Consider the following 19,720-nt stretch of genomic DNA (forward strand, 5'->3'; position numbering starts at 1 on the left):
CCCCCCCCCCCCCCCCCCCCCCCCCCCCCCCCCCCCCCCCCCCCCCCCCCCCCCCCGCCCCCCCCCCCGCCGCCCCCCCCCCCCCCCCCCCCCCCCCCCCACGCCCGTTCAGAGGAGGGTGCCGCCCTCGGGCTCGAAGGCGGCCAGCGCGGCGTCGACGCGGCGCAGCGTCCCCGCGTCGAGGGCGACGCGGGCGGCCTCGACGTTCTCGACCACGTGCGCCGGCGTCCGGCTCCCCGGGATGGGCACCACGTGCGGGTCCTGCGCCAGCAGCCACGCCAGCGCGAGCTGGCCCGGCGCCAGCCCCAGCTCCGCGGCCAGGGCGCGGACCGGCGCGTACCGGTCGTTGTTGCGGGCCAGCGCCGCGCCGGAGAAGCGCGGCGCGTTGTGCCGGAAGTCGCCGTCGGCGAGCGCGGTGACGGTGCCGGTCAGGAAGCCGCCGCCCAGCGGTGACCAGGCCACGATCCCGATGCCGAGCTCGCGGGTGGTGGCGAGCAGGTCCGGGTCGACCGGGCGCCACATCGACCACTCGGTCTGCACGGCCGCCACCGGGTGCACCGCGTGCGCCTCGCGCACCTGCGCCGCGGTGACGTTCGACAGGCCCAGGTGACGCACCAGCCCGGCGTCGACCAGCTCGGCGACCGCGCCCACGGTGTCGGCCAGCGGCACCTGCGGGTCGGGGAAGTGCGGGTAGTACAGGTCGATCCGGTCGGTGGCCAGCTCGCGCAGGCTCTGCTCGGCGTAGGCGCGCACGTGCCGGGGATCGGCGTTGACGGCCAGCTCGCCGTACGCGTAGCCGACCGGGAAGCGGTGCGCCGGCGCCCCTTCGGGGATGCGGAACCCGAACTTCGTCGCGAGGACCACCTCGTCACGCCGCTCCCGCACGGCGCGGCCGACCAGCCGCTCGTTGTGCCCGTCGGGTCCGTAGCCGTCGCTGGTGTCGACGAACGTGGCCCCCGCGTCCAGCGCCGCCGTCAGCGCCTGCTGTGCCCGCTCCTCGTCGACCTCGCCGTACATGCCGGGGCTGAGCACCATGGCGCCGAAGCCGACGGCCGGCACCGCCAGGTCGCCGAGGGTCCGGGTGGGCAGCGGGTCGGTCACGGGTCCTCCTGGGTTCCCGGGTGCATCGGTGCCCAGCCTCGGGGAGCCGCGCACGGCGGGACCAATGCCTGCCGTCATGCCTGGCGGGCATGCCCCGGCGTCAGACGGGGTCGGGCTCGCGCAACCGCTGGCTGATGACGCCGGTGATGCCGTCGCCGCGCATGCTCACGCCGTAGAGCGCGTCGGCGATCTCCATCGTGCGCTTCTGGTGCGTGATGACGATGAGCTGCGAGGTCGCCCGCAGCTGCTCGACGAGGGTGAGCAGCCGGCCCAGGTTGACGTCGTCGAGGGCGGCCTCGACCTCGTCGAGCACGTAGAACGGCGAGGGCCGGGCGCGGAAGATCGCCACCAGCAGCGCGACGGCGGTGAGCGAGCGCTCGCCGCCGGACAGCAGCGAGAGCCGCTTGACCTTCTTGCCCGGCGGGCGCGCCTCGATCTCCACGCCCGTGGTGAGCATGTCCTCGGGGTCGGTGAGCACCAGCCGCCCCTGCCCGCCGGGGAACAGCGTGGCGAAGACGCCCTCGAACTCGCGGGCGACGTCGGCGAACGCCGAGGCGAAGACGTCGTGGATGCGCCCGTCGACCTCGCGGACGACGGTGAGCAGGTCACGGCGGGTGGCCCGCAGGTCCTCCAGCTGCGTGGCGAGGAAGGTGTGCCGCTCCTCCAGGGCCGCGAACTCCTCCAGCGCCAGCGGGTTGACCCGGCCCAGGGTGGCCAGGTCGCGCTCGGCGCGGGCGGCGCGGCGCTCCTGGGCGGGCCGGTCGTAGGGCACCGGCGCGGGCTCGGGCTCGCCCGCGGCCTCGGCGGCGGCCAGCTGCGCGGGGGCCGGCGGCACGGGCGCGGCCGGGCCGTACTCGGCCACCAGCGTGGGCAGGTCGACGCCGAACTCCTCGGCGGCGCGCTCCTCCAGCGCCTCGATGCGCAGCCGCTGCTCGGCGCGGGCGACCTCGTCGCGGTGCACCTCGTCGGTCAGCCGCTCGAGCTCGGCGGTCGCGGCGCGGACGCGGGTGCGCACCTCGAGCAGCTCGGCCTCGCGGGTACTGCGCTCGCCGGCCAGCCGGTCGCGCTCGGTGGCGGCCCGGGCCAGCGAGGTGGCCAGCGCGGTGAGCGCCTCCTCCGCGCCCGCGCGCACGCGGGCGGCCACCTCCGCACCGCGGCGGCGGGCGAGCGCGGCGGCGGCGGCGCGCTCGCGGGCGGCCCGCTCCTGGCGCGCCTGGCGGCGCAGCGCCTCGGCGCGGCCGGACAGCGCCCGGGCGCGCTCCTCGGCGGTCCGCACGGCGAGCCGGGCCTCGGTCTCGGCCTGCCGGGCGGCGGCGGTCTCCAGCCGCAGCCGGTCGCGCTGCTCGGAGGAGGGCTCCGCCGCGGCCGGGGCGGCCTCGGCCTCGGCCAGCCGCGCCTCCAGCTCGGCCAGCCCGGCCGCGGACTCCTCCAGCGCCCGCTCGGCCCGCCGCTGTGCGGCCGCGGTGCGCTCGGCCTCGGCGGCGGCCGAGCGGGCGGCGGCTCCGAGCTCGGCGAGCTCCGCGGCCAGCTTCGAGCGGCTGCGGTCGGCGGCCTGCCGGGCGGCCAGGGCCGTGTCGACGTCGGCCGACCGGGCGCGGGCGGTCTCCCGGGCGGCGGCCAGCCGGTCGGCGAGGTCGGCGGCCCGCGCGGCGGCGGCGGCGAGCTCGCGCTCGGCCTCGTCGACCCGGGCCCGCACCTCCAGGCCCGACGGCGCGTCGGCCGACCCGCCCGACGCCCGGTCGGCGCCCACGACGTCGCCGTCGACGGTCACCGCGCGGACGCGGGGGTGGGCGGCGACCAGCGCGGCGGCGACGTCCAGGCTCGGGACGACGGCGACCCGGTCCAGCGCCCGCGCGAGCGCCGGCCGCAGCTCCTCCGGGGCCTCGACGAGGTCCAGCGCCCACCGCAGGCCCTCGGGCAGCACCGGCCAGCCCTCTCGCGGCAGCGGCGGCGGACCGCCGGTGACCAGCAGCCCGGCCCGGCCCCCGCCGGTGCCGCGCAGGTGCGCCAGCGCGGCGGCGGCGTCGTCGACCCCGGCGACGACGACCGCCTCGGCCAGCCCGCCCAGCGCCGCCGCCAGCGGCACCTCCGCGCCAGGGGCGACGGTGACCCGCTCGGTGACCGGACCGAGCACGCCGGGCAGGCCGGAGGCGAGGACGGCCGCGGCGCCGTCGGCCGGGGCCAGGCCGAGTGCGAGGGCGTCGCGGCGGGCCGCCCAGGAGGCGCGGTCGCGCTCGGCGGCGCGCTCGGCGTCGGCGAGCTCGGTCACCGCGCGGGCGGCGGCGGTGTGCGCGCTCACGGCGTCGGTGTGCGCGGCGACCAGCGCGACGTCCTCGTCGTCGGCGTCGGAGACCCCGGCCCGGCGCTCGTCGAGGCGGGCCTGCGCGGCCTCGGCCCGGCCGGCCGCCTCCGCGGCCGCCTGCGCGAGCCGCTGCGCCTCGGCCTGCCCCGCGGCCGCCCGGGAGCGGCCGGCAGCGACCTTGCCCGAGAGCCGGGCCAGGCCCTCCCGGCGGTCGGCGAGCGCACGGGTGGCGGCCACCCAGGCGCGCTCCTCGGCGGCCAGCGCCTCCTCCAGCTGCACGCGGGCGGCGACGGCAGCGGCCAGCCGGCCGCGCTCGGCCTCCAGCCCGGCCGCGAGCTCGGCCTCGGTGGCGGCGACCCGGTCGGCCTCGGCGTCGAGCTGCTCGGGGTCGCGGCCGCCGCCGCCCGCCGGGCCCGGCGCGGACAGGTGACGGTGCCGCTCGGCGGCCAGCTGCGCGACGCCGCGGAAGCGCTCGGTCAGCGCGGAGAGCCGGTACCAGGTGTCCTGCGCGGCGCCCAGCCGCGGGGCGTCGGCGGCCAGCGCCGCCTCCAGCTCGCTCTCCCGGCGGGAGACGCCGCCCAGCTCGGCCTCCACGACGGCGCGGCGCGCGCGGGCGGCGGCCTCGTCGGCGACGTCCTTCTCCAGCGCGTCGCGCAGGCCGACCAGGTCGTCGGCGAGCAGCCGCAGTCGCGCGTCGCGCAGCTCGGCCTGCACGCCGGCGGCCCGGCGGGCGACCTCCGCTTGCCGCCCCAGCGGCTTGAGCTGGCGGCGCAGCTCCGCGGTGAGGTCGGCCAGCCGGTCGAGGTTGGCCTGCATCGCGTCGAGCTTGCGGAGGGCCTTCTCCTTGCGCTTGCGGTGCTTGAGGACGCCGGCGGCCTCCTCGATGAAGGCGCGGCGGTCCTCGGGGCGCCCGGACAGGACGGCGTCGAGCTGCCCCTGCCCGACGATGACGTGCATCTCCCGGCCGATGCCGGCGTCGCTGAGCAGCTCCTGGACGTCGAGCAGGCGCACCTTGTCGCCGTTGATCTCGTACTCGCTCTCGCCGGAGCGGTACATGCGGCGGGTGACCGAGACCTCGGTGTAGTCGATCGGCAGCGCGCCGTCGGCGTTGTCGATCGTCAGCGTCACCTCGGCGCGGCCCAGCGCGGGGCGGCCGGCGGTGCCGGCGAAGATGACGTCCTCCATCTTGCCGCCGCGCAGGGTCTTCGCGCCCTGCTCGCCGAGGACCCAGGCGATGGCGTCGACGACGTTGGACTTGCCCGAGCCGTTGGGGCCGACGACGGCGGTGATGCCCGGTTCCAGGCGCAGCGTCGTGGCCGACGCGAAGGACTTGAAGCCCTTGAGCGTCAGGGCGGAGAGGTGCACGGGATCAGGGACCTGGCCACGGGACGCAGCCCGCGGTCGGCCCCCTGCAGGGTCCCGCCGCGAGCGTGCGAGCGGCGGGGGGCAGGGGGTCCTTCAGCTAGGCGAGAGCCGGCTGGGCGTTGTCGCCGGCCAGGCTGAGCAGCTCGGAGGCGATCACGGCGTCGCGCGCGGCGTCCCGCTGGGCGCGCAGTTCGGTCAGCTCCTGCTCCAGGCGGCGCACCTTGGCGCGCAGGACCGCGTTCTCGTCGAGGACGCGGAGCTCCGCGGGGGATACGACAGAACCGAAGAGGGCCTTGGCCATGGCGGAAACGGCCTTTCCGACAGCGAGAGGGAGTGCCCGCCGCCCCGAGAAGTCGGTCGGCGCGGGCTCGGTACCCCCAGGGTGACACCCCCGGACACGCAGGTCAACGGCACCACCGGAGGGCCGCCGTGTCGGGGGGATGTCGCCTTCGTCACGCCGTCGTGAACCCGGCACTCCCCTGCACCGCGCGCTGCTCGTGCACCACCGCGGTGACCGCTCCGGGCGCGCGGGGCCCGTCGAGGGCGGCGACGACGGTGCGCACCGTGTCGGCCGGCCCCTCGAGCTCGACCTCGACGCGCCCGTCGGGCAGGTTCCGCGCCCAGCCCGACAGCCCGGCGGCGTCGGCCAGGCCGCGGACGAACCAGCGGTAGCCGACGCCCTGCACGTGCCCGGAGACCAGCGCGTGCACCCGGACGACGTCGTTCACGACCGCCTCGCCCGCGGGCGCGGCTGGCAGGTCGGGCAGCTGTAGCTCGACCGGTTCATGAAGGACTCGCGCACGATCGGCGTCCCGCACCGCGGGCAGGGCCGGTCGGCCTGGCCGTAGACGGCCAGGTGCCGGGAGAAGTAGCCGCTCTGCCCGTTGACGTCGACGTAGAGCGAGTCGAAGGAGGTGCCGCCCTGCGCCAGGCTCTCGGTCAGCACGTCCCGGACCCCCTCCAGCAGGTCGGACACCTGGGCCCGGGTGAGCCGGTCGGTGGGGCGGTTGCCGTGCAGCCGCGCCCGCCACAGCGCCTCGTCGGCGTAGATGTTGCCGACCCCGCCGATCAGGGTCTGGTCGAGCAGCGCGCGCTTGACCTCGGTGCGGCGGCGGCGCAGGGCCGCGCTGAACGCGTCGGCGTCGAAGGAGCCGTCGAGCGGGTCGATGGCGATGTGCGCCAGGCGGTCGGGGATCGCGTGCCCGTCGGCGTCCTCCACGGCGAGCCCGCCGAATGTCCGCTGGTCGACGAAGCGCAGCTCGCGGCCGCCGTCGGTGAAGGTGAACCGGGCGCGCAGGTGGGTCTCGTCGGGCTGGGAGCGCTTCTCGACCAGCAGCTGCCCGCTCATGCCCAGGTGGGCGACCATGGCCCGCCCGGACGGGGCGCCGTCGGGCTCGGTGAGCGGCAGCCACAGGTACTTGCCGCGGCGGTGGGCGGCGGCGAAGGTGCGGCCGGTGAGCGCCTCGACGAAGTGCTCGGCGCCCTCGAGGTGCCGGCGGACGGCGCGCGGGTGGCGCACCTCGACGCCGGCCACGGTGCGGCCGGCGACCCAGCGCTCCAGGCCGCGCCGCACCACCTCGACCTCGGGCAGCTCGGGCACGTCGCTACTCCCCGGCGGGGGCGCCCGGCTCCTCGGCCGAGATCGCCTGCCAAGCGGCCTCCGCGGCCTCCTGCTCGGCGGCCTTCTTGGTGCGGCCGGTGCCGGTCCCGCGGACGACGCCGGCCAGCGACACCGCCGCGGTGAACTTCTTGGCGTGCGGCGGGCCCTCGTCGGTGACGTCGTAGACGGGGGCGCCCAGGCCGCGGGCGGCGCCGAGCTCCTGCAGGCTGGTCTTCCAGTCCAGCCCCGCGCCGCGCGTGGCGGCCACGACCAGCAGCGGGTCGAACAGCCGGTGCACGATCGCGCTGGCGACGTCGAGCCCGATGCCCAGGTGCACCGCCCCGATCAGCGCCTCCAGCGCGTCGGCGAGGATCGAGTCCTTCTCCCGCCCGCCGGTGGTCTCCTCGCCGCGGCCGAGCAGCAGGTGCGGGCCCAGTCCACCGGCGCCCAGCCGCCGGGCCACGCCGGCGAGGGAGTTCATGTTGACCACCGAGGCGCGCAGCTTGGCCAGCCGGCCCTCGGGCAGGTCGGGCTGGCTGCGGTAGAGCTCGTCGGTGACGACCAGGCCGAGCACCGCGTCGCCGAGGAACTCCAGGCGCTCGTTGGTGGGCAGGCCGCCGTGCTCGTACGCGTAGGAGCGGTGGGTCAGCGCCAGCGCCAGCAGGCCGCCGGGCAGCTCGACGCCGAGGGCGTCGAGCAGCCAGGCGGCCGCGCGGTCGGCGTGCGCCTGCCCCGCCGGGGAGTCGCCCACGGGGATGACCGGGGTACGGGCGGCGCTGCCCACGTCCGGCCGGGTCAGACGGAGAGGACCTGGCGGCCGGCGTGCTGGCCGCAGTTCGGGCAGGCCTGGTGCGGCGGCTTGAGCTGGCCGCAGGCGCGGTTCGGGCAGGGGGCGAGCGTGGGGGCGCTCGCCTTCCACTGCGACCGGCGGGCGCGGGTGTTGGCGCGGGACATCTTCCGCTTCGGGACGGCCACGGTCAGTTCTCCTCAGGGTCGCCCGGACGGTCGTCGACCGCTCCGGTGGTGAAACGGCCGGCGAGGCCGGCCCAGCGGGGGTCGACCAGCTCGTGGGAGTGGTCGGCCGGGAGGTCGTCGAGGCGCTGCCCGCAGCCGGAGCACAGCCCGGAGCAGTCCTCGGAGCAGGTGGGCGAGAGCGGCAGGGCGAGGACGACGGTGTCGCGGACCATCGGCTCGAGGTCGATGCGCTCGCCCTCGACGAGGCGGACCTCGTCCTCCTCGCTCGTGGCCTCGGTGGTGCTGCCGGGGTAGGCGTAGAGCTCCTGGACGTCGAGCTCGAGGGTGTCCTCGACCGGGTCCAGGCAGCGGGCGCACTGGCCCTCGACCGGGACCTCGACGTCGCCGGAGACCAGCACGCCCTCCATCACCGACTCCAGCCGCAGCCGCAGGTGCACCGGGGCGCCCTCGGGCACGCCCACCAGCTCGAGCCGCCAGCCCGCGGGCGCCGGGACGGTGCGGTCGAGCTCCTGCATGGAGCCCGCCCGGCGCCCGAGCTCGCGCAGCTCGACGGCCCAGGGGTTGGCGGCGGGGCGCCGGGCGTCGGTGGACGCGGCGCCTCGTCGATCGGATGGTGCGGCAGGCATGTCGGTACTCGCGGTCGTGGGGGGTGGAGGGAGCCCGGCCGGGGACGGGCACCGGCAGTCGGACCAGCATCCGAGACTACCCGATCCCACGGCGACACCGTCCGGCCGATGGTGGGCCACGATCAGGGTCCCTGATCGTGGGGGGGGGCGCCCACCCCCGGGGCGGGGGGGGTGGGGCCCCGGGGGTTCGGGTCCAAGTATGTTGCCGCCCCCCCCCCCCCCCCCCCCCCCCCCCCCCCCCCCCCCCCCCCCCCGCCCCCCCCCCCCCCCCCCCCCCCCCCCCCCCTCCCCCCCCCCCCCCCCCCCCCCCCCCCCCCCCCCCCCCCCGGCGGAGTCCGTCTCAGGCGGTGGGGGTGGTCCCGCCGCCGGTGCCGGTGCCGCGCCCGCCGGAGAACCGGCGGCGGGCGTCGTCGATCCGGGCCTTGGTCTTGGGGTCCTTGGCCATCTGCTGGGCCTTCTCCGACACCTGCCGCAGGGCCTGCTGGCCCTTCGGGCTGCGGGCGAACTGGGCCACCTTGTCGAACACCGACGCCATGTCGTGCGTCTCCTCTCGCCGGGCCCCGTGGCGGGCCCCTCGTCCCGGTCAACGGCCGGCGCCGGGGCACCGTTCCGCGGCGCCGGGCCGGTCAGGTGCGCGGGAGGACCGGCGGCGACGGCGACCGCTCGGGTTCCACCGGCCGGCCCACCCCGCGCCCGGCCAGCACGGCCGCGCCGACCGCCGACGCGCTGCGCAGCGGCAGGTACGTCACCGGCCGCTCCAGCAGGTCGGCCAACACCTGCCGGACCAGCGGGGAACGCCCCCCGCCGCCGGTGAGGACGGCCGGGTCGTCCGGCGCTCCGCCGAGCAGCGCGGCGGCGGCCGCCACGGCCGACAGCACCCCCTCGACCGCGGCCCGGGCCAGGTCGGCGCGGGTGGTCCCGGCCGACAGCCCGGTCCAGGCGGCGCGGTCGTCGGGCCCGGCGACGCCGCCGCGCTCACCGGTGAGGAACGGCCGGAACACCGCTCCCCCGGCACCGGGCCGCGCCGTCCCCGCCAGGTCGAACAGCTCCGCGGGCGGGACGCCGAGCACGCCGGCCGCCCACGCCCAGGCCGAGGCGCCGTTCTGCAGCGCGGCCATCGCGTACCAGCCCTCGCCGGTGTCGGCGTAGCCGTGCACGGGCGGGTCGTCGGCCGGGACGGGCGTCCAGCCCGGGCGCAGCACCTGCGCGCCGGTGCCGAGGTTGACCTGCAGCGCCGCACCGGCACCGGCGGCCAGCATCGCCAGCGGGGTGTCCGCACCGCCGACGACGACCGGCACCTGCACACCGCCGAGCACGGCGCCGCCCGCCACCTCCGCCGAGGGCCGCACCGCGGGCAGCAGGTCCGCGGGCACCCCCGCCGCGGCCCGGGCGGCGTCGGACCAGCCGTCGGCGACGACGTCCCACAGCAGCGTCGCCGAGGCGTCGCTGCGGTCGGTGACCCGCGGGTCGGAGCCGGGCAGCAGGGCCGCCCGCAGCGCGTCCTTGGGCAGCAGGACGGCGGCCGCGCGGGCGACCCGGTCCGGCCGGTGCGCGGCCAGCCAGGCGAGCACCGGACCGGTCATCCCGGGGACCAGCGGGTTGGCCAGCGCCGCGCGGTCGGCGGCCGGCAGCGCGCGCCAGCGGGCGACCTCGGCGGCGGCTCGCCGGTCGGGCCACAGCACCGCCGGGCCGAGCGCGGCGCCGGCGTCGTCGACCAGGACCGTGCCGTGCATCTGACCGGACAGGCCGAGCCCGGCCACCGGCCGCCCGTCGAGCTCCGGCAGCAGCCGGGTCAGCGCGTCGTCCAGCGCCGCCCGCCAGGTGCCGACGGCGCACTCGGCCCACCCCTCGTGCGGGCTCTCGACCGGGTAGCCGGCCTCCGTCTCGGCGACGAGCCGGCCGTCCTCGCCCAGCGCCACCAGCTTCAGACCGCTGGTGCCCAGGTCGGCGCCGAGCAGGACGGCGCTCACCGCGGGCGGTGGGCGGACCCGCCGGAGCGGCCGTTGCGGTCGGCGAGCAGCCCCGCCAGCGTGCTCAGCGCGATCTCCGCCGGCGTGCGCGAGCCGATGTCCAGGCCGATCGGCCGGTGCACGCGGGCCACCTCCTCCGGCGGGACACCGAGCGCGGCCAGCGCCGCGACGTGCGGTCCCTCGTGGCGGGGGTTGCCCATGACGCCGACCCAGCGCACCCGCCGGGCCAGCGCGTCGCGCAGCACCTCACCGAGCTCGGGCCGGTGGTGGTCGGTGACCACGACGTCGGCGGAGGACAGGTCGCCCGGGACGTCGTCGAGGGACACGACGCCGGCGCCGCGGCCGGGGTCCGGGTCGAGCAGCACGGTGCGGAAGCCCAGCTCCGGCGCCCACCGCAGCAGCACCGCGGCCACCGGCGAGTCGAACACCGCCACGAGCACCCGCCCGGTCGCCTCCGGGGCCGGAGCGCCGTGGGCGACGCCGCAGGTCGGATCGGTCACGGCTCCCCCAGGAACCCGGCGATCGCCGCCGCGAAGGCCGGCGTCCGGAGCACGGTCGTGTGGTCGCCCGGGACGATCCGCAGCCGGGCGCCGGGGATGGCCGCGGCGAGCGTCTCCGGGCGGGCCGCCAGCGGATCGGCGTCGCCGGCGAGGACGAGCGTGGCCGCGGTGATGGCGGCCAGGTCGGCACCGGTGGCGTGCACCGCGCGGGCGTGCGCGGCCAGCGCGCGCCGGTCGGCGTCCATGGCGTCGGCCATCCGGCGGAACAGGACGGTCCGGGGATCGCGGACGTCGGCGACGTCGGCCGCCTCGAGCGCGGCGGCCAGCGCGGCCATCAGCCCGGCGCGGCGCTCGGCACCGCCGCGCTCGACGAACGCCGCACCGGCGCCGCCGACCACCAGCCGGCGCACCCGCCGGTCGGCGACGGCGACCAGCATCGCCACCGTCGCCCCCATCGAGTAGCCGACCAGGTCGAACGCGTCGTGGCCGAGCGCGTCGGCCACCCGCCGCAGGTCGTCGGCCATCCGGGGCTCGCCGTAGGCGGTGGGGTCGTGCGGCTTGTCCGACCGCCCGTGCCCGCGGGCGTCGACCCCCACGACCTCCCGCCCGGCCGCCAGCAGGACCGCGACCGTCCCCGTGCCCACCCAGTTGAGCCGGGTGTCGGCGACGAAGCCGTGCTGCAGGTAGACCGGCGGGAGCCCGCCCGGCTCCCCCCACCGGTGCACCGCGACCGCGACGCCGTCGGCGCCGGGCACCCGCAGCGGGACCCTCGTCGCGGTCACGCGGCGCCCCGCTCCGGGCTGTCGCCGTAGGCGTAGGAGGCGTCGGCGTACCGGCCGCCCTGCGCGACCCCGGGCGGTGCGATCTCGCCGAGCCGCCGCAGGTCGTCCTCCGACAGCGACACCGCGAGCGCCCCGGCGTTCTCCTCCAGGTACGGGCGCCGCTTGGTGCCGGGGATCGGCACGACGTCCCCGCCCTGCGCCAGCACCCAGGCCAGCGCGAGCTGCCCGGGCGTGCACCCCTTCTTCTCCGCCAGCGCCCGGACGGCGTCGACCAGCCGCAGGTTGGCCGCGAACGCCTCCCCGGTGAAGCGCGGGTGGCCGCGCCGCCAGTCGTCGTCGGCGAAGTCCGCGGGGCTGCGGATCGCCCCGGTGAGGAAGCCGCGGCCCAGCGGGCTGAACGGGACGACGCCGATGCCGTGCTCGCGGGCGACGCCGAGGACCTCGGCCTCCACGTCCCGGGTCCACAGCGACCACTCGCTCTGCAGCGCCGCGATCGGGGCGACCGCGGCCGCCCGGCGGACCGACGCCGCGGAGGCCTCCGACAGCCCGAGGAACCGCACCGTGCCCTGCTCCACCAGCCCGGCCATCGCCCCGACGGTGTCCTCGATCGGCACCCGCGGGTCGACCCGGTGCTGGTAGTAGAGGTCGATCACGTCGACGCCCAACCGGCGCAGGCTCGCCTCGGCGCAGGCGCGCACGTTCTCCGGCCGGCCGTCGATGTCCATGCCCCCGCGGTCGTTGCGCCGCAGCGAGAACTTGGTCGCCAGCTGCACCTCGTCGCGGCGGCCGCGGATCGCCTCGCCGACCAGCTCCTCGTTGTGCCCGTCGCCGTAGACGTCGGCGGTGTCGAGGAACGTCACCCCCAGGTCGAGGGCCCGGTGGATCGTCGCGAGCGACTCGGCGCGGTCGGCCGCGCCGTACATCTGGCTCATGCCCATGCAGCCCAGCCCCAGCGCGGAGACGGTCAGGCCATCGCGGCCGAGCGTGCGCGGACCGGCGGGAGAGGTCATGCCCGCATCCTCGTCCCGGCCGGCGACCGCACGCCACCGGCCGTTTCCCCGCCCGGCACCCGGGTAGCCGCCCGGGACAGCGACCCCCGGGAGGACCGATGAGCGCGCGTTCCGGCCGACGCACGGCCCGGTTGCTCGGCCTGGCCAGCCTGGGCCTGGGCACCTCGATGCTCGTCTCGCCGCAGGGCGTCGCCCGCCTCGCCGGGGTCGACGACTCCCCCGTCGCGCTGCCCGTCATCACCGCCGTCGGCGCCCGGGAGCTCGCCCACGCCGCCGGCCTGCTCGCCGGCCGTCCCGGCTGGGCGTGGACCCGCGTCCTGGGCGACGCCGTCGACCTGGCCGCCATGGGCGTCGCGCTGGCCAACCGCAGCGGCGAGCGCGAGCGTCGGCTCGGCAACGTGGTCGTCGGGGCATCGGCCCTGACCCTGCTGGACCTGCTCACCGCGCTGCGGTCGCGACGCCGGCGCCGCACCGCCAGGCCCAGCCCCGCTCCCATCCGGCGGCCGACCACGGGACTGGTCGCGCCGATGGTCGACGTCCGGCCCGCCCTGGCCGGCCGGCCCCGGCCGCCGGTGACCGGGCGCGCCTGACGCGCTCAGCGCCGCGCCAGGCCGTCGACGCGGGCCACCTCCTCCCTCGCCAGGGAGAAGCCCCCGATCGCGAGGTTGGCCCGGATCCGCTCCGGGGTGGCCGACTTGGGGATGACGACGACCCCGTGCTCGAGGTGCCAGCGCAGCACCACCTGCGCCGGGGTGACGCCGTGCGCGTCGGCGACCTCGCGCAGCACCTGGTCGCGCAGGTCGGTGTTCTTGAACGGGCTGTAGCCCTCGAGGACGACGCCGCGCTCCCGGTGCCCGGCCTCGACGGCGGCGTCGTAGAGCGCCGGCGCCCAGCTGACCTGGTTGACCTGCGGCGTCACCCCGGTGGCCTGCGTCAGCCGGTCGAGCTGCTGCAGCGAGTAGTTGCTGACGCCGACGGCGCGGGCGCGGCCGGCCTCCCGGGCGGCGACGAACCGCTCCCACAGCTGTTCCCCCGCGCCGCCGGGCGGCCAGTGCACCAGCCACAGGTCGACCGCGTCCAGGCCGAGCGCGGCCAGCGACGCGGTCAGGGTCTGCTCGGCCCGGCCGGCCTCCCGGGGCGGCAGCTTGGTGGTCACGAACACCTCGTCGCGGTCGACGCCGGCGTCACGCAGCGCCCGCCCGACCTCGGTCTCGTTGCGGTACATCGTCGCGGTGTCCAGGTGCCGGTACCCGGCGTCCAGGGCGGTCCGGACGGCGTCGTAGCAGGCCGCACCGGTCAGCTGCCAGGTGCCGAACCCGAGCAGCGGCATCGCGCCGCCGCCGTCGAGCGGGACGGCGGGGACGGCGTCAGGGGCGGCGTCGGTCATGCCGCTGCCCTGCCCGCGCCGGCCGCCGCCGACACCCGCGGGCCCGCCGTCGCACCGCCCGGGACCGGCCCGCGCGCCCCGGCCCGTCCCGGGTGGTGGGATGGAGCGGCGAGCACCCGCCCGGGGCGCCGCCGAGGAGGTCCGAGTGCAGTACGCCGAGTCCGTCGTCGACCTGATCGGCGGCACGCCGCTGGTCCGGCTGTCGCGGGTCACCCGCGACCTCGGGCCGGACGCCCCCCTGGTGCTGGCCAAGGTCGAGTACCTCAACCCCGGCGGCTCGGTGAAGGACCGGATCGCCGTGCGCATGGTCGACGACGCCGAGGCCAGCGGGGAGCTGAAGCCCGGCGGGACGATCGTCGAGCCCACCAGCGGCAACACCGGCATCGGGCTGGCGCTGGTCGCCCAGCAGCGCGGCTACCGGTGCGTGTTCGTCTGCCCCGACAAGGTCAGCCAGGACAAGATCAACGTGCTGCGGGCCTACGGCGCCGAGGTGCACGTCTGCCCGACCGCCGTCGACCCGGCCGACCCGCGCTCCTACTACTCGGTCTCCGACCGGCTGGCCCGCGAGACCCCCGGCGGGTGGAAGCCCGACCAGTACGCCAACCCGGCCAACCCGCGCTCGCACTACGAGACCACCGGCCCGGAGATCTGGGAGCAGACCGAGGGGAAGGTGACCTGCTTCGTCACCGGCGTGGGCACCGGCGGCACGATCAGCGGCATCGGCCGCTACCTCAAGGAGGCCTCCGACGGCCGCGTGCGCGTGGTCGGCGTCGACCCGGAGGGGTCGGTGTACTCCGGCGGCACCGGCCGGCCCTACCTGGTCGAGGGCGTCGGTGAGGACTTCTGGCCCGACGCCTACGACCGCGGCATCGCCGACGAGATCGTCCCGGTGTCCGACGCCGACTCGTTCCACATGACCCGCCGGCTGGCGCGCGAGGAGGGCCTGCTCGTGGGCGGCTCCTGCGGGATGGCCGTCGCCGGCGCGCTGCGCGCGGCGGAGGAGCTGACCAAGGACGACGTCGTCGTCGTGCTGCTGCCCGACGGCGGCCGCGGCTACCTGAACAAGATCTTCAACGACCAGTGGATGGCCGACTACGGCTTCCTCGACGTGACCACCGGCGGGGAGACCGTCGGCGAGCTGCTCGAGGCCAAGTCACGCAACGGGGCCGGCGCCACCCCCGTGCTCGTGCACACCCACCCCAACGAGACGGTGCGCGACGCGATCGACATCCTGCGCGAGTACGGCGTCAGCCAGATGCCCGTGGTCAAGGCGGAGCCGCCGGTGACCGCCGGCGAGGTGGTCGGCTCGGTCGACGAGAAGGTGCTGCTCGACGCGCTGTTCGCCGGGCGGGCGTCGCTGTCGGACCGGGTGGAGAAGCACATGTCCGCGCCGCTGCCGATCATCGGGTCCGGCGAGCCGGTCAGCGCCGCGGTGGCCGAGTTCGGCGAGGCCGACGCGCTCATCGTGCACGTCGACGGCAAGCCCGCCGGCGTCGTCACCCGGCAGGACGTGCTCGGCCACCTCGCCGGGGTGACCCGGTGACCGAGTTCTCCGGCTTCGACACCCGCGCCATCCACGCCGGGCAGGACCCCGACCCCGCCACCGGCGCGGTCGTCGTCCCGCTGCACCTGGCCACCACCTTCAAGCAGGACGGCGTCGGCGGGCTGCGCAACGGCTACGAGTACGCCCGCAGCGCCAACCCCACCCGCGACGCCCTGCAGGAGCTGCTGGCCTCGCTCGAGGAGGGCACCGCGGGCCTGGCGTTCGCCTCCGGCCTGGCCGCCGAGGACACCCTGCTGCGCACCGTGTGCGAGCCGGGCAGCCACGTCGTCCTCGGCGGCGACGCCTACGGCGGCACGTTCCGGCTCATCTCGAAGGTGGTCTCGCGCTGGGGTGTCGAGCACACCCCGGCCGACCTCAACGACCCCGACGCCCTGCGCGCCGCGATCCGGCCGGGCAGCACCCGGGTGGTCTGGTGCGAGACGCCGACCAACCCGCTGCTCAACGTCGCCGACATCGCCCTGACCGCCGAGATCGCGCACGAGGCCGGCGCGATCCTGGTCGTGGACAACACCTTCGCCTCGCCCTACCTGCAGCGGCCGCTGACCCTGGGCGCCGACGTCGTCGTGCACTCGACCACCAAGTACCTCGGCGGGCACTCCGACGTCGTCGGCGGGGCGCTGGTCGTCCGCGACGACGACCTCGCCGGGCAGCTGGTCTTCAACCAGAACGCGATGGGCGCGGTGTCCGGGCCGCTGTCGGACTGGCTGGTGGTGCGCGGCATCAAGACCCTCGGCGTCCGCATGGACCGGCACCAGGCCAACGCCGGCCGCATCGCCGAGTTCCTGCTCGGGCACGACGCGGTGTCGGCCGTCCTCTACCCCGGCCTGCCCGACCACCCCGGCCACGACATCGCCGCGAAGCAGATGTCGGGCTTCGGCGGGATGCTGTCGTTCCGGCTGGCCGCCGGCGAGGAGGCCGCACTGCGGGTGTGCGAGCGGGCGCGGCTGTTCACGCTGGCCGAGTCCCTCGGCGGCGTCGAGTCGCTCATCGAGCACCCGCACCGCATGACCCACGCCAGCGCCGCCGGCTCCCCGCTGGAGGTGCCGGCCGACCTGGTGCGGCTGTCGGTGGGCATCGAGGACGCCGACGACCTGCTCGCCGACCTGGAGCAGGCGCTGGCCTGACCCGCCGGTCAGTCAGCGAGCGCGAGCGCCCCGGTCGGGCACTGGGACACCGCGTCCCGCGCGGCGTCGACGTCGTCCGGGTGCTCCTGCAGCACCCGGACGGCGCCGTCGTCGTCGACCTCGAAGACGTCGGGGGCGAGCAGCTCGCACTGGCCCGAGCCCACGCACACCTCCCGGTCGGCGGAGACGCGCATCAGCGCTCGCCGCCCAGCCGTGCCGGGAGCCGCTTGAGGCCGTTGACGAACGAGGACGCCAGCCGGTGCGGCGGGCCGGTGACCTCGAGGTCGGGCAGCTGCTCGAAGACGGCGCGGAAGGTCACCTGCAGCTCGCGGCGGGCCAGGTGCGCGCCCAGGCAGAAGTGCGGGCCCTTGGAGCCGAAGCCGACGTGCGGGTTGGGGTCGCGCCCGACGTCGAAGCGCTGGGGATCGGCGAACACCTCGGGGTCGCGGTTGGCCGCGGCGTAGAACAGCAGGAACTTCTCGCCGGCGGTGAAGCGGTGGCCGCCGATCTCGCCGTCCTGCGTGGCGGTGCGCCGCATCCAGGTCACCGGGCTGACCCAGCGGACCACCTCCTCGACGCCGGTGCGGTCCAGCCCGGGGTCGGCGGCCCACCGCGCCCACTGGTCGGGGTGCTCCGACAGCGCCAGCAGGCCCTGCGAGATGGCGTTGCGGGTGGTCTCGTTGCCGGCGACCAGCAGCAGGATGAAGAACGACGCGATCTCCTGGTGCGAGAGCTGCTCCCCGTCGACCTCGGTGGTGACCAGCGCGGTGGTGAGGTCGTCGCGCGGCTCGGCCAGCCGCTCGGCCGCCAGCCGCTCCATCAGCGCGGCCATCTCCATGCCGGCGGTGAGGAACGCGGTCAGCGGGTCGTCGTTCTCGATGAGCTCGGGATCGCCGCCGGACAGGATGACGTTGGAGTTGGCCAGCACGGCCGGCCGGTCGTCCTCGGGGACGCCCATCATGTCGCAGATGACCCGCAGCGGGATCGGCGCGGCGATGTCGGCGACGACGTCGATGACGCCGTCGTTCGCCTCGGCCGTCGCCCGGGCGCGGGCCAGCACGTCGTCGACGACGGCGCGCACGGAGTCCAGGGTCCGCTCGAGCATCCGCGGCGTGAACGTCTTCGAGACGATCCGGCGGATCTTGGCGTGCCGCGGGTCGTCCATGCTGATCAGCGAGCCGTAGAACTCGTGCAGCTCGGCCGGGACGTCCTGCATCGACACCGCGCCGCGGCCCGAGCAGAAGACCGCCGGCTGGGAGCTGATCGCCTCCAGGTCGGCGTAGCGGGTGACCGCGTGGTAGCCGGGCCCGGCCGGGATCCCGGGGAGGTCGGGCTCGGCGAAGAAGGCGAACGGACGCTCGCGCCGCAGCCGGTCGAAGGCGGCGTGCCGGTACGCCGGCGGCGTCGTCCACCAGTCCCGGTCGGACAGGTCGACGGTCGCCAGGTCGACGTCGGCCGGGTCGATCCCGCCGGCGTCGGTTGGGGGGACGGCAGCGATGGTCACGGACGACTCCCTCGTCGGAACGGTCACCGTTGACCGCACGCTAGAGAGCCGATCACGTGAGGGGCAACACACTCCCGGCGCGTCGTACGGATCAGGACCGGCCGTATCGCCGCGGCTCCCGTGCCTCAGGAGTCGTGGGCGACCAGGTCCTGGTACTCGGGGTGACGCTCGATCCAGCCGCGCACGAACGAGCAGTGCGGCACCGCGCGCAGGCCCCGCGTCCGGACGTCGTCCAGGGCGCCGCGGACCAGCGTGCCGCCCAGGCCGGAGCCCTCGGCCTGCGGGTCGACCTCGGTGTGGGTGAACACCACCTCGTCGCCGCGGCGCCGGTAGGCGGCCAGACCGAGCAGGCGGTCGCCGTCGCGGATCTCGTAGCGCTCGGCGTCGGGGGCGTCGTGCACGGTGGGCTCCATGTGCGGGGCCAACCGCTCCGGGCGGCGCACTGTTCCGGCCCCGGACACGACGAGGGCCCCGGAGCGGCTGCTCCGGGGCCCTCGTGCGGTGGTAGCGGGGACAGGATTCGAACCTGTGACCTCTGGGTTATGAGCCCAGCGAGCTACCGAGCTGCTCCACCCCGCGTCGGCAGCACCACTGTACACGCGCCCGCGCCGGGTGCCGGCGGGGCCCCGCCGGCCGGGGTCCGCCTCCCCGGGAGGCACTGCGGGCAGGAGCCGCTGCCGGCGGTGACGACGCGCTCGTCGAGGCGCGGGGGTGCGCGACGACTGCTGGTCCCCGGACGGCGGGCGGCGCGACCCTGCCCGGGTGACAGCGCGAGGACGCCCGGCGGCGGGACCTCCGCTGACCTGACCGGGGGTACCGCCATGAGCACCTCGACCGGCAGCACCTACGACTCCAGCGTCTGGTCACGGGCCGGCGCCGCGGCCCCGATGGGCACCGTCCTCGGGACCGGCGTCCCGCCGCAGACCGGTCCTCCGCCACCGACCGGGCAACCGGGATCGGGCCCGTGGCGGCACCTGGCGCGGACCGGCCTCCCGGTCGCGCTGGGCGGCCTCACCGGCGTCCTCGTCGCGCTGGGCCTCTCCGGGGACGCCCTGTCCCGGCTCGTCCGCAACTCGCCCCGGGCCACCGCCACCGCCGTCGTCCTGGCCGTCCTCGGGGTCACGATCCCGGTCCTCGCGGCCGTCGGCCAGCAGTTCCAGCGCACCGCCGTCCTGCTGGGCGGGGTCGTCCTGGTCACCGGCGCCGTGGTGGCCGTCATGGGCGGGGCATCGGCGATCGCGGAGCGGGAGGAGCCCGGCCTCACGCTCACCTCCCGGGCGGTCGATCCCACCGGCGCCACCGTGCGGATCGAGGTCGCCGCCCGGGGCTCGTCGCTGGCGATCGAGGAGCACGTGCTCGTGCGCGTGGTCGCCTTCCGCGCCGGGACCGCCATGGACGACGCGCGGGCGGCCTGCGCCGACACCAAGGACCTGACCGTCCAGACCACCGACGACGCCGGGAGGCCGGTGGCACAGCCGGTCCTCTACTCGGGGGAGAGCGGCCCCACGACCACCGGCGCCACCTCCCACACGATCACCCTGGCCGTGCCCACCACGTACGAGTACGTCTGCGCGCACGCGGCGCTGACCGACCGCTCCGCAGGGTCCGACCCGCGCACGGCCACGGTGATCGCCGCCGTCGCCGGACTGGTCTGATCCCCGTCCCACCGGGCCCGCACCACCAGGTACGGCGCCCCTGCCGCGCACCGTCCACCGTCGTGCAGCGCGGGCCGGGCCGATCCCCGATCGGACCGCTGAGGACCCGGCAGGTGACGTCAGTCGTCGACGAGCACGACCTTGCCGGGCCGGGGCAACCGGCGGGCGACCCGGGACAGGGCCGCGTGCCGGACGACGAACGCGCAGGTCACCTCCGGAGCCCGGTCGAGGACCCGGTCGCCGATCCGCAACCGC

The 19,720-nt window shown here is 77.1% G+C and carries 22 protein-coding genes and 1 tRNA gene; 4 read left to right on the plus strand and 19 right to left on the minus strand.

Annotated features, from left to right (window positions below):
• Positions 1-108: 108 nt before the first annotated feature.
• The 13 genes from ACI79O_RS03090 to ACI79O_RS03150 form a co-directional block, all read right to left on the minus strand.
• Positions 109-1,101, minus strand: coding sequence for an aldo/keto reductase (locus ACI79O_RS03090; RefSeq protein ID WP_456890551.1), 993 nt, complete (start codon positions 1,099-1,101; stop codon positions 109-111).
• A gap of 100 nt (positions 1,102-1,201) precedes the next feature.
• The gene (smc, locus tag ACI79O_RS03095) at positions 1,202-4,768 is read right to left on the minus strand and encodes a chromosome segregation protein SMC (protein ID WP_456913346.1); all 3,567 of its coding nucleotides are present in this window, start codon (positions 4,766-4,768) and stop codon (positions 1,202-1,204) included.
• 97 nt (positions 4,769-4,865) lie between these two features.
• Complete coding sequence (locus ACI79O_RS03100; RefSeq protein ID WP_089402502.1) at positions 4,866-5,069, minus strand: hypothetical protein; 204 nt, start codon at positions 5,067-5,069, stop codon at positions 4,866-4,868.
• 151 nt (positions 5,070-5,220) lie between these two features.
• Positions 5,221-5,496, minus strand: coding sequence for an acylphosphatase (locus tag ACI79O_RS03105; protein ID WP_456890549.1), 276 nt, complete (start codon positions 5,494-5,496; stop codon positions 5,221-5,223).
• Positions 5,493-6,368, minus strand: coding sequence for a bifunctional DNA-formamidopyrimidine glycosylase/DNA-(apurinic or apyrimidinic site) lyase (gene mutM, locus ACI79O_RS03110; protein ID WP_456890548.1), 876 nt, complete (start codon positions 6,366-6,368; stop codon positions 5,493-5,495). Before mutM ends, ACI79O_RS03105 begins: the two co-directional genes overlap by 4 nt.
• 4 nt (positions 6,369-6,372) lie before the next feature.
• The gene (gene rnc, locus ACI79O_RS03115; RefSeq protein ID WP_456878039.1) at positions 6,373-7,119 is read right to left on the minus strand and encodes a ribonuclease III; all 747 of its coding nucleotides are present in this window, start codon (positions 7,117-7,119) and stop codon (positions 6,373-6,375) included.
• A 44-nt stretch (positions 7,120-7,163) separates the two neighbouring features.
• On the minus strand, positions 7,164-7,343 hold the full coding sequence (rpmF, locus tag ACI79O_RS03120) for a 50S ribosomal protein L32 (protein ID WP_089402499.1): 180 nt from the start codon (positions 7,341-7,343) through the stop codon (positions 7,164-7,166).
• 2 nt (positions 7,344-7,345) lie between these two features.
• Positions 7,346-7,969, minus strand: coding sequence for a YceD family protein (locus ACI79O_RS03125; RefSeq protein ID WP_456890547.1), 624 nt, complete (start codon positions 7,967-7,969; stop codon positions 7,346-7,348).
• A 340-nt stretch (positions 7,970-8,309) separates the two neighbouring features.
• Positions 8,310-8,504, minus strand: coding sequence for a hypothetical protein (locus ACI79O_RS03130; protein ID WP_456874494.1), 195 nt, complete (start codon positions 8,502-8,504; stop codon positions 8,310-8,312).
• Between the two features lie 91 nt (positions 8,505-8,595).
• The gene (locus tag ACI79O_RS03135; protein ID WP_456913347.1) at positions 8,596-9,939 is read right to left on the minus strand and encodes an FGGY family carbohydrate kinase; all 1,344 of its coding nucleotides are present in this window, start codon (positions 9,937-9,939) and stop codon (positions 8,596-8,598) included.
• Positions 9,936-10,439: an XdhC family protein gene (locus ACI79O_RS03140; RefSeq protein WP_456887976.1), complete on the minus strand. Its 504-nt coding sequence runs from the start codon at positions 10,437-10,439 to the stop codon at positions 9,936-9,938. Before ACI79O_RS03140 ends, ACI79O_RS03135 begins: the two co-directional genes overlap by 4 nt.
• The gene (locus tag ACI79O_RS03145; RefSeq protein WP_456887974.1) at positions 10,436-11,221 is read right to left on the minus strand and encodes an alpha/beta fold hydrolase; all 786 of its coding nucleotides are present in this window, start codon (positions 11,219-11,221) and stop codon (positions 10,436-10,438) included. The genes ACI79O_RS03140 and ACI79O_RS03145 overlap by 4 nt, the downstream gene beginning before the upstream one ends.
• Positions 11,218-12,231: an aldo/keto reductase gene (locus ACI79O_RS03150; RefSeq protein WP_456913348.1), complete on the minus strand. Its 1,014-nt coding sequence runs from the start codon at positions 12,229-12,231 to the stop codon at positions 11,218-11,220. The genes ACI79O_RS03145 and ACI79O_RS03150 overlap by 4 nt, the downstream gene beginning before the upstream one ends.
• Positions 12,232-12,329: 98 nt before the next feature.
• Between ACI79O_RS03150 and ACI79O_RS03155 the strand changes: the two genes are divergently transcribed.
• On the plus strand, positions 12,330-12,821 hold the full coding sequence (locus tag ACI79O_RS03155; RefSeq protein WP_456913349.1) for a hypothetical protein: 492 nt from the start codon (positions 12,330-12,332) through the stop codon (positions 12,819-12,821).
• A 5-nt stretch (positions 12,822-12,826) separates the two neighbouring features.
• On the opposite strand, the gene ACI79O_RS03160 is transcribed toward ACI79O_RS03155, so the two are convergent.
• Positions 12,827-13,618, minus strand: a complete 792-nt coding sequence (locus ACI79O_RS03160; RefSeq protein WP_456913350.1) for an aldo/keto reductase — start codon at positions 13,616-13,618, stop codon at positions 12,827-12,829.
• Positions 13,619-13,763: 145 nt separating this feature from the next.
• Between ACI79O_RS03160 and ACI79O_RS03165 the strand changes: the two genes are divergently transcribed.
• Both ACI79O_RS03165 and ACI79O_RS03170 read left to right on the plus strand, forming a co-directional pair.
• Positions 13,764-15,161: a cystathionine beta-synthase gene (locus tag ACI79O_RS03165; protein ID WP_456913352.1), complete on the plus strand. Its 1,398-nt coding sequence runs from the start codon at positions 13,764-13,766 to the stop codon at positions 15,159-15,161.
• The gene (locus ACI79O_RS03170) at positions 15,158-16,306 is read left to right on the plus strand and encodes a cystathionine gamma-synthase (protein WP_456887966.1); all 1,149 of its coding nucleotides are present in this window, start codon (positions 15,158-15,160) and stop codon (positions 16,304-16,306) included. The genes ACI79O_RS03165 and ACI79O_RS03170 overlap by 4 nt, the downstream gene beginning before the upstream one ends.
• A gap of 8 nt (positions 16,307-16,314) precedes the next feature.
• Here ACI79O_RS03170 and ACI79O_RS03175 read toward each other — a convergent pair whose 3' ends face one another.
• The 4 genes from ACI79O_RS03175 to ACI79O_RS03190 all read right to left on the minus strand — a co-directional run bounded on the left by ACI79O_RS03175 (position 16,315) and on the right by ACI79O_RS03190 (position 18,389).
• On the minus strand, positions 16,315-16,500 hold the full coding sequence (locus ACI79O_RS03175) for a ferredoxin (protein WP_456874485.1): 186 nt from the start codon (positions 16,498-16,500) through the stop codon (positions 16,315-16,317).
• The gene (locus tag ACI79O_RS03180) at positions 16,500-17,810 is read right to left on the minus strand and encodes a cytochrome P450 (RefSeq protein ID WP_456913353.1); all 1,311 of its coding nucleotides are present in this window, start codon (positions 17,808-17,810) and stop codon (positions 16,500-16,502) included. The genes ACI79O_RS03175 and ACI79O_RS03180 overlap by 1 nt, the downstream gene beginning before the upstream one ends.
• Before the next feature lie 125 nt (positions 17,811-17,935).
• Positions 17,936-18,211, minus strand: a complete 276-nt coding sequence (locus ACI79O_RS03185; RefSeq protein ID WP_456887964.1) for a GNAT family N-acetyltransferase — start codon at positions 18,209-18,211, stop codon at positions 17,936-17,938.
• A gap of 101 nt (positions 18,212-18,312) precedes the next feature.
• Positions 18,313-18,389: transfer RNA gene (locus ACI79O_RS03190), tRNA-Met, on the minus strand.
• A gap of 242 nt (positions 18,390-18,631) precedes the next feature.
• Here ACI79O_RS03190 and ACI79O_RS03195 point away from each other — a divergent pair.
• Positions 18,632-19,465, plus strand: coding sequence for a hypothetical protein (locus ACI79O_RS03195; RefSeq protein WP_456913354.1), 834 nt, complete (start codon positions 18,632-18,634; stop codon positions 19,463-19,465).
• Between the two features lie 119 nt (positions 19,466-19,584).
• Here the strand turns inward: ACI79O_RS03195 and ACI79O_RS03200 are convergent, their stop codons facing one another.
• The gene (locus tag ACI79O_RS03200; protein ID WP_456887960.1) at positions 19,585-19,716 is read right to left on the minus strand and encodes a hypothetical protein; all 132 of its coding nucleotides are present in this window, start codon (positions 19,714-19,716) and stop codon (positions 19,585-19,587) included.
• Between the last annotated feature and the right edge of the window lie 4 nt (positions 19,717-19,720).

The organism is Geodermatophilus sp. SYSU D00696 (assembly GCF_054050235.1).

What these genes read in the sequence shown, in the direction of transcription:
- ACI79O_RS03125 (WP_456890547.1), bottom strand. Translation starts at nt 7,969, where the DNA reads ATGCCTGCCGCACCATCCGATCGACGAGGCGCCGCGTCCACCGACGCC.
- ACI79O_RS03175 (WP_456874485.1), bottom strand. Translation starts at nt 16,500, where the DNA reads ATGCGCGTCTCCGCCGACCGGGAGGTGTGCGTGGGCTCGGGCCAGTGC.
- ACI79O_RS03155 (WP_456913349.1), top strand. Translation starts at nt 12,330, where the DNA reads ATGAGCGCGCGTTCCGGCCGACGCACGGCCCGGTTGCTCGGCCTGGCC.
- ACI79O_RS03130 (WP_456874494.1), bottom strand. Translation starts at nt 8,504, where the DNA reads ATGGCGTCGGTGTTCGACAAGGTGGCCCAGTTCGCCCGCAGCCCGAAG.
- ACI79O_RS03100 (WP_089402502.1), bottom strand. Translation starts at nt 5,069, where the DNA reads ATGGCCAAGGCCCTCTTCGGTTCTGTCGTATCCCCCGCGGAGCTCCGC.
- ACI79O_RS03160 (WP_456913350.1), bottom strand. Translation starts at nt 13,618, where the DNA reads ATGACCGACGCCGCCCCTGACGCCGTCCCCGCCGTCCCGCTCGACGGC.
- ACI79O_RS03150 (WP_456913348.1), bottom strand. Translation starts at nt 12,231, where the DNA reads ATGACCTCTCCCGCCGGTCCGCGCACGCTCGGCCGCGATGGCCTGACC.
- ACI79O_RS03195 (WP_456913354.1), top strand. Translation starts at nt 18,632, where the DNA reads ATGAGCACCTCGACCGGCAGCACCTACGACTCCAGCGTCTGGTCACGG.